9 protein-coding genes and 1 pseudogene are annotated in these 7,007 nt (G+C 39.0%); 7 read left to right on the top strand and 3 right to left on the bottom strand.

From position 1 onward, the window contains the following. From Q8M41_RS02325 to Q8M41_RS02310, 4 genes and pseudogenes are all read left to right on the top strand, one after another. A pseudogene (locus Q8M41_RS02325) lies at positions 1-129 on the top strand (IS630 family transposase); the annotation flags it as partial. Beyond that, positions 119-727: a multicopper oxidase family protein gene (locus Q8M41_RS02320; protein ID WP_305363630.1), complete on the top strand. Its 609-nt coding sequence runs from the start codon at positions 119-121 to the stop codon at positions 725-727. The pseudogene Q8M41_RS02325 and the gene Q8M41_RS02320, both read left to right, overlap by 11 nt. 133 nt (positions 728-860) lie before the next feature. Next, positions 861-2,960 carry a copper-translocating P-type ATPase gene (locus Q8M41_RS02315; RefSeq protein ID WP_305363629.1) on the top strand — a complete coding sequence of 700 codons (2,100 nt, stop codon included), beginning with the start codon at positions 861-863 and terminating at the stop codon, positions 2,958-2,960. A gap of 24 nt (positions 2,961-2,984) precedes the next feature. Then, the gene (locus Q8M41_RS02310) at positions 2,985-3,278 is read left to right on the top strand and encodes a DUF6122 family protein (protein ID WP_305363628.1); all 294 of its coding nucleotides are present in this window, start codon (positions 2,985-2,987) and stop codon (positions 3,276-3,278) included. A 190-nt stretch (positions 3,279-3,468) separates the two neighbouring features. On the opposite strand, the gene Q8M41_RS02305 is transcribed toward Q8M41_RS02310, so the two are convergent. From Q8M41_RS02305 to Q8M41_RS02295, 3 genes are read right to left on the bottom strand one after another with little or no spacing between them, the layout of a single operon-like run. Continuing rightward, positions 3,469-4,668 carry an NAD(P)/FAD-dependent oxidoreductase gene (locus Q8M41_RS02305; protein ID WP_305363627.1) on the bottom strand — a complete coding sequence of 400 codons (1,200 nt, stop codon included), beginning with the start codon at positions 4,666-4,668 and terminating at the stop codon, positions 3,469-3,471. Continuing rightward, complete coding sequence (merTP, locus tag Q8M41_RS02300) at positions 4,583-5,200, bottom strand: mercuric transport protein MerTP (protein WP_305363626.1); 618 nt, start codon at positions 5,198-5,200, stop codon at positions 4,583-4,585. The genes Q8M41_RS02305 and merTP overlap by 86 nt, the downstream gene beginning before the upstream one ends. Next, complete coding sequence (locus tag Q8M41_RS02295; RefSeq protein ID WP_305363625.1) at positions 5,197-5,598, bottom strand: metalloregulator ArsR/SmtB family transcription factor; 402 nt, start codon at positions 5,596-5,598, stop codon at positions 5,197-5,199. Before Q8M41_RS02295 ends, merTP begins: the two co-directional genes overlap by 4 nt. 484 nt (positions 5,599-6,082) lie before the next feature. Between Q8M41_RS02295 and Q8M41_RS02290 the strand changes: the two genes are divergently transcribed. The 3 genes from Q8M41_RS02290 to Q8M41_RS02280 form a co-directional block, all read left to right on the top strand. Continuing rightward, on the top strand, positions 6,083-6,415 hold the full coding sequence (locus tag Q8M41_RS02290) for a heavy-metal-associated domain-containing protein (RefSeq protein WP_305363624.1): 333 nt from the start codon (positions 6,083-6,085) through the stop codon (positions 6,413-6,415). Between the two features lie 103 nt (positions 6,416-6,518). Then, entirely contained in the window at positions 6,519-6,716 is a 198-nt protein-coding gene (locus Q8M41_RS02285) for a hypothetical protein (RefSeq protein ID WP_305363623.1), read from the top strand. Beyond that, the coding region (locus tag Q8M41_RS02280; protein ID WP_305363622.1) for a hypothetical protein at positions 6,713-7,007 on the top strand (295 nt) is incomplete at its 3' end. The genes Q8M41_RS02285 and Q8M41_RS02280, both read left to right, overlap by 4 nt.

The raw sequence follows: 7,007 nt of genomic DNA, 5'->3' as shown, positions 1-7,007 counted from the left end.
GAAATAGCCGCGCAAGTTAGTGCCTGGCAAAATCAAAGAAATAATAAAATCTGTAAAATAAATTGGCAGTTCACAAATAAAGAAGCACGAGTGAAATTGAAAAGACTTTATCCGTCAATTGAGAATTAACATAACACTAGTCAATTTTTCCGGGCTTACCATAGGTACAGAAGTTTTTTTAGAAAGCAAAATATTTAATAATGCCGGCAAAGCACAAGGCAAACAGGGATTTAAAATTCTGAAATTTAAAATAAACCGAACTGTAAGCGATAGTTTTTCCGTACCGGTTTCACTTTCATCTATCGGTACAGTCTCTCCCACATCTTCTTCGAAAACAAGAAATTTCCTTTTAAGTGCAATGAAAATGGGCGGCAGTATGAATATGACGGGTATGCATCGTATCAATGGAAAAACCTATGATAAAAGCAGGATTGATGAAACTGTTGCTGCCAATACCACGGAAATTTGGGTATTTGATAATTCGCAGGGCGATGAACCTCATCCCATGCACATGCATGGTGTACATTTTCAGGTATGGGAAAGAAGCGGTGGCCGGGGACAACTTATTCCATCCGAAAGTGGCTGGAAGGATACTGTTTTAGTGCTGCCCGGTGAAATAGTAAAGATCCTCATCCCATTTTCAACATTAACCGGAGTCTTTGTTTTTCATTGTCATAATCTGGAACACGAAGATGATGGCATGATGCTACAATATAAATTGACTTAAAATGATTTTATTATTTCATCAGTTTAAATTTAAAAAAATGATTCAATTCATTGGAAAAGGCCCCAATGGCATAAGTTATTGGTTTGAAACTGGTGGTATGCAATAATATGAGTAGTATCGATTTAATAACCAAATGGAAAAACATCAGCATCATATAGAAATTACTCCTAAAGAAGAAAAAATGGACCATTCTAAAATGGATCACAGCATGATGAAGCATGGTTCTAATCCTTCAATGGGGCATGAAGGCCACAATCATGCCATGATGATCACTGATTTCAAAAAACGGTTCTATGTCGTGCTCGCACTTACCATCCCCATTATGCTTTTATCGGAAATGATACAGCAATTCATTGGTGTAGACTGGCAGTTTAGCGGTTCTTCGTATATTTTATTCGCCTTATCATCAGGTGTATTTTTTTATGGTGGATGGCCATTTTTAAAAGGGTTTGTGAATGAGGTAAAAACAAAGAGCCCGGGTATGATGATTTTGATTGGCTTTGCCATCACAGTGGCCTACATCTACAGCGTAGCCATTGTATTTGGTTTGCAAGGCATGGATTTTTTCTGGGAATTGTCAACCCTGATTCTCATCATGCTTTTGGGGCATTGGATCGAAATGAAATCTATTGCAGGAGCATCTAAAGAGCTGGAATTATTAATACAATTAATGCCCGCTGATGCTCATATGGTGATGCCCGCCCGTGCCGGTTCGGACGGGCCGGATATGGTACATGATGTAAAGACCGAAACGCTGAAAGAGGATGACATTATCCTGGTTAAACCCGGCGAAAAAGTGGCAGCAGATGGAGTAGTATTAGAAGGGGAAAGTTACCTCAATGAATCCATGCTGACAGGTGAATCAAAGCCTGTACAAAAAGGTAAAGGGGATAAAGTAATTGCAGGCGCAATTAACGGGAATGGTTCCATCAAGGTTACCGTATCACATGCTGCCAAGGATTCTTATCTCTCGCAAGTAATAAAGTTGGTAGATGATGCGCAAAAATCAAAATCCAAAACACAGTTGCTTGCAGATAAGGCAGCAAAATGGTTAACTGTAATTGCTCTCGTTTCCGGTATTAGTACATTTTTATATTGGTATTTAACTGGACAAACCTTATCATTTGCTATGGAAAGAATGGTCACGGTCATCGTAATTTGTTGTCCGCACGCTTTAGGATTGGCAGTGCCATTGGTGGTTGCAAAATCAACGGCTCTATCCGCAAAAAATGGCTTACTGATCAAGAACAGAACAGCTTTTGAAAATTCAAGAAAAATCACTACCATCGTATTTGATAAGACAGGTACGCTTACGGTAGGAAAATTTCAGGTATCAAAAATAGTTCCCCTCTCCTTTGGAGAGGGGTTAGGGGTGAGGCTTCCTGAAAACGAGATCATTCGTTTTGCATCTGCTTTAGAACAACAATCAGAACATCCTATAGCAACAGGCATCCTGCAGAAGGTAAAAGACTTATCCCTCACTATTCCTGCGACAGAAAATTTTAACGCCATCACCGGTAAGGGTGTTGAAGCTACAGTAGAAGGCAAAAAGGTCTTAGTAGTAAGTCCGGGTTATTTAAAAGAAAATAATATTACTATCCCCGATGGTTTTGCGGCTAACGATACCGAAACAGTTGTGTTTGTACTGATCAATAATGAATTGGCAGGGTATATCGCATTATCAGATGAAATACGGCCTGAATCAGCAGAAGCCATTAAAACCTTAAAGCAGAACAATATCAAATCCATTCTCCTTACAGGTGATAACGATAAAGTTGCTAAAAGCGTGAGTGAAACACTGGGAATGGATAGTTTTATGGCCCAGGTATTGCCTCACCAGAAACTCGAAAAAATAAAGGAGCTGCAAAGTAAAGGCGAGTTTGTAGCTATGACAGGTGATGGGGTGAATGACGCGCCTGCTTTAGCCATTGCCGATGTCGGTATTGCCGTAGGCAGCGGCAGCGATATAGCCGCTGAAACTGCCGGAATTATTTTGGTTAATAGTAATCCCAAAGATGTGGTCAACCTGATTTTGTTCGGCAAGGCCACATACCGTAAGATGATTCAAAACCTGGCTTGGGCCACTGGTTATAATGTGATAGCATTACCTCTGGCGGCGGGTGTATTATACAATCAGGGGGTTTCGTTAAGTCCGGCTGCAGGGGCAGTACTAATGACAATTAGCACCATTATTGTAGCAATTAATGCAAGTATGTTAAAAGTGAAATCTTAATGTGTTTATGCTGAACTTATAGATATGTTTCATATTGTTCTCCATTTCCTGGTTCCTGCAATAATTGCAGCTCTGTTTTACAGAAAAATGCTTCTTAAAGTATGGCTGATCATGATTGCAACCATGATAGTTGATCTGGATCACTTACTGGCTAATCCCATGTATGATCCCAACCGATGCAGTATTGGATTTCACCCTTTACATTCTTACATGGCTGTGGTTATTTATGTAGGATTGTTATTCGTTCCCCGCGTGCGCTTAATCGCTATTGGTTTAGTTATACACATGGCCCTTGATTATGCGGATTGCTTTATTTGAAGTATTTAAACTATAACACTGGAGGGAAAAATCAATCTCTCTGGTCAGTAGCAGGAATATTTTCATTAGTTTCTGAACAACCGGATTCACCTTTCTTAGCTATAATGCCTCTTAAACTGATGTATGAAATGCTTCGAAAGAACCTGCCGTGCGATGAATTTATGGATTAGAATTGCAGCAAAAAAGTGATTTAACTGGAGCAACAGCTCATTTTGTGAACATCCATTGTAAAAGATAATGCTGCCAGTTTGATGCCCTCACTAAGTGTTAAATAAGGATGGAACATACTAACCAATTCATGCACCGGAATTTTATATTTGATAGCCAAACTTATTTCCATTGCCAGTTCGCTGCCTTCCGGGGCTACAATTCTTGCACCGATCAGTAAGTCAGTTTCCGTATTTCTAATAAGTTTTATAAACCCTCTTGTATCTAATGCAGCGATGCTTCTTGGAACTTCTGTTAATGGTAAGGTTGTTGCCTGAAAAGGGATATCTTTTTGCTCTGCTTCCTTATCATCTACTTTAACGCCTGCCTTATCCTGCTTTAACCTGTCGGTATTCGGCTTTGTGCCGGTAGCCACCAATAGATGTGATGCAGTAATGGTTACAACAGTACCCTTATGGCAATAATTAATTTTTATTGTTTCTCCATCTTTCCATACTTTATTAACAGTGGTTTCCGTTTGAATCGTCAGACCATCATCACAAAGATGTTTTGTGAGTTCATGTGATACATCTTTTGATTGTTTAGATAAGATAGCCGCAGAACGCTGAAGAATAGTAACCTGAGAGCCAAGTCTGTTATATGCCTGAGCAATTTCGAGGGCTATGTAGCCCGCACCTAAAATGACCAGTGACGCAGGTAATTCTTCCAGTTCAAATAAGCTGATGTTAGTGAGATAAGGTACGGTATCCAAGCCTTCAATAGGTGGTATGGAAGTAGATGCACCTGCAGCAATAATCACTTTCAGCCCTTCATATTGTTCACCTTCTACTTCTATGGTATGATCACCTATAAACTTTGCAAAACCATCAATAACTTTTACAAAAGGTAAACCTTCCAATAGGTCCAAATACTTCCGTTTTTGCATATCAGCAACCAGTTCTTTTGTTTCCAGGATAATCTCCTTGAAGTTGACCTGAGGCTTATTAGGCATTATTCCTCTGAAAGGTGAGTGAGAAGCTTTATGAATAGATTCCCCCGCTCTTATTAAAACCTTTGAAGGCACACAACCTACATTAACACAAGTTCCTCCCAAGGGAAGTCCACCATTTACAATTAATGTTTTCAGTTCCTGGTTATTAGCTTTGATAGCCGATGCAAAAGCTGCATCCTGTAGCATTAATTGCTTTAATGATAGCGTTTTTATCGATTTTAGATGGATCATATTTAATGCTTGCAGTACCCGAATCATAGTCTGCTTTTGTTTCCACAACTCCGGGAAGTAAATTAACACTATGCTTGATAGTTTCTTCACAACTGGCACAGGTCATTCCGCTTACTTTATATGATACCTGCTGCAACTTTTTGGATGATACAATTACTGTTTGTTTCTCCGGTTGGGGATAAAATATTTTACTGTAATAAGGGAAAGCCATTAATCCTATGGCAAGAATGGTTATAAAGGTCAGGAAGGTTCTTGATGCCAGAAAGCTTTTATTTTCAATCTTACAAACACCATCAGGTTCACATTCCACATTATGGCCAGTACTGAATGATTTGTACCAGGCATAGCTTAATGCTACCACGGCCAATCCAATCAAATATGGACGGGCAGGATCCAGCCAGGAAAAAGCCGAAGCCGCACCACTTGCACCGGCCAGGAGTGCCATTACTGGTGTTATGCAACAAAGCGATGCCGCTAAAGCAGCAAACACACCCAAACCTGTAAGTGCTTTTGAATTATTTTCTGTTTTCATACTTTTTCTGTTTTTCCTGCCACCAATGTAATGTGCTGAAACAGGGGCTTGATAACTTCTAAATGCTCTTGTTTAAACGAATAAAAAATGGTTTGGCCCTGCCTGCGGGGCTGAATGATGTTGGCATCTTTTAATTTTCTTAGATGTTGTGAAACGGCAGGTATGCTCATTTCTAAAATATCAGCCAGATCACAGACACATAAGCCGCCTTCTTCCTCTTCAAGCAGGTAAAGAATTTTTAAACGAACCTCATTGCCTGCAAGACTAAGGATCTGACTGAGGCTATTAAAAGAAACCTTAGCACAGAGTAATTTATTCTTACACTCTTTTATAAGGGCTTCATCGGCGAAGAGGCGGATACAATTCTGATCGGTCATATAACTATTTTTAACAAACATCGGAAATTTTATTTAAGTAATTGCTTAAATAAGTAAATAAAGATATCGGGAACCTAATTTTGTTCGGCAAGGCCACTTATCGTAAGATGATTCAAAAACTGGTTTGCGCCGCGGGGATATCATGTTTATACATTGCTCTGGCGGCCGGTGTCCTTTATAACCAGGGAACGTTACTAAATTCGGCTGTAGGAGCTGTATTCATGAGTTTAAGCACCATTATAGTAGCCATTAATGCCCAATTATTAAAAAGAAAGCTAGGTAAGAAATAATAGGCAGAAGAAATTAATGAAGTTGAATCCATAATTGGAAACAGACTCAATGTCTATGTTTTAACAATGCTGGCATAGTATTTGAACTTTATGTTGTCCGCCGCCTTTAGAAATATTTGATAAATGGTACGTACGTGTTACAAGCTCAACCAGTAGAGATTAATCAATTATTCGATTAGCAATCCGAACTTCTATAAAAAACAAAAAATAAACAGATGAAAAAGTATTATGAATTAACAGGAATGAGTTGTGGAGGCTGTGTAAACAGCGTAAAGCAAGCATTGATGGAACTGCCGGATGTTACAGAGGCTGAAGTACAATTGAAACCTCAAGGGGTATTACTTACCCTGAATGAATCCATTGATACAAAGGTATTGCAAGCCCAGCTCGATAAGGCGGGTCATTATACAATTTTAAACTCTCATGGAGATGGAAATGATTTTGATGATGATACTCCCGTAATAGAACGCAATACTAGTTTCAGCAACTCTCATCCTGAAAGGAATGCCAGACCTTTCGGAATAGACCATGAGCCAGGCGTTAAATAGATTATTGCGTTGACTTTACTTCTATAGTACTTAAACACTTAAGTATCCTTTTTATTCATGTTAATTACTGCATTAATTATTGCTTACTCAATTCTAATGATTTATGAAAACAAACACATTAATAATTGCTTCACTTGCACTGACACTTGGTTTTTCAACATGTCAAAATAATGCCTCTAAGACTGAAACAGATCATTCTTCTATGGATAGTAGTGACATGGATATGGGTTCAATGTCGATGAATTCAAGCATGCAGTCTGGAATGGACAAAATCCTGACAAGAATTACAATCCTGTTATGAAAGATGAGGGATTTTCCAAAGTGATGGACCAGAACATGACCATGATGATGGATATGCCTAAAATGGATCACACTACTTCAACCGATAAGCATTTCGTCCAGATGATGATTAGGTTCCTTCTTCTTTTCTTTTTAACTACCTCGTTCGCAACAACTGAAGCTGCAGAAATACGCGGTCAACAACCCAATGTTGGTATTGATACAAAGGGCATAATACGAATGGTATACGGTGAGGGGGAAAAGATTTACTGCATTACCTCCACTAACAATGGAAACAATTTTTCTAATCCGG

Origin of the sequence: Daejeonella sp. (assembly GCF_030684675.1) — a bacterium.
Lineage (GTDB): Bacteria > Bacteroidota > Bacteroidia > Sphingobacteriales > Sphingobacteriaceae > Daejeonella.
This window is presented reverse-complemented; position numbering and strand designations above follow the sequence as displayed.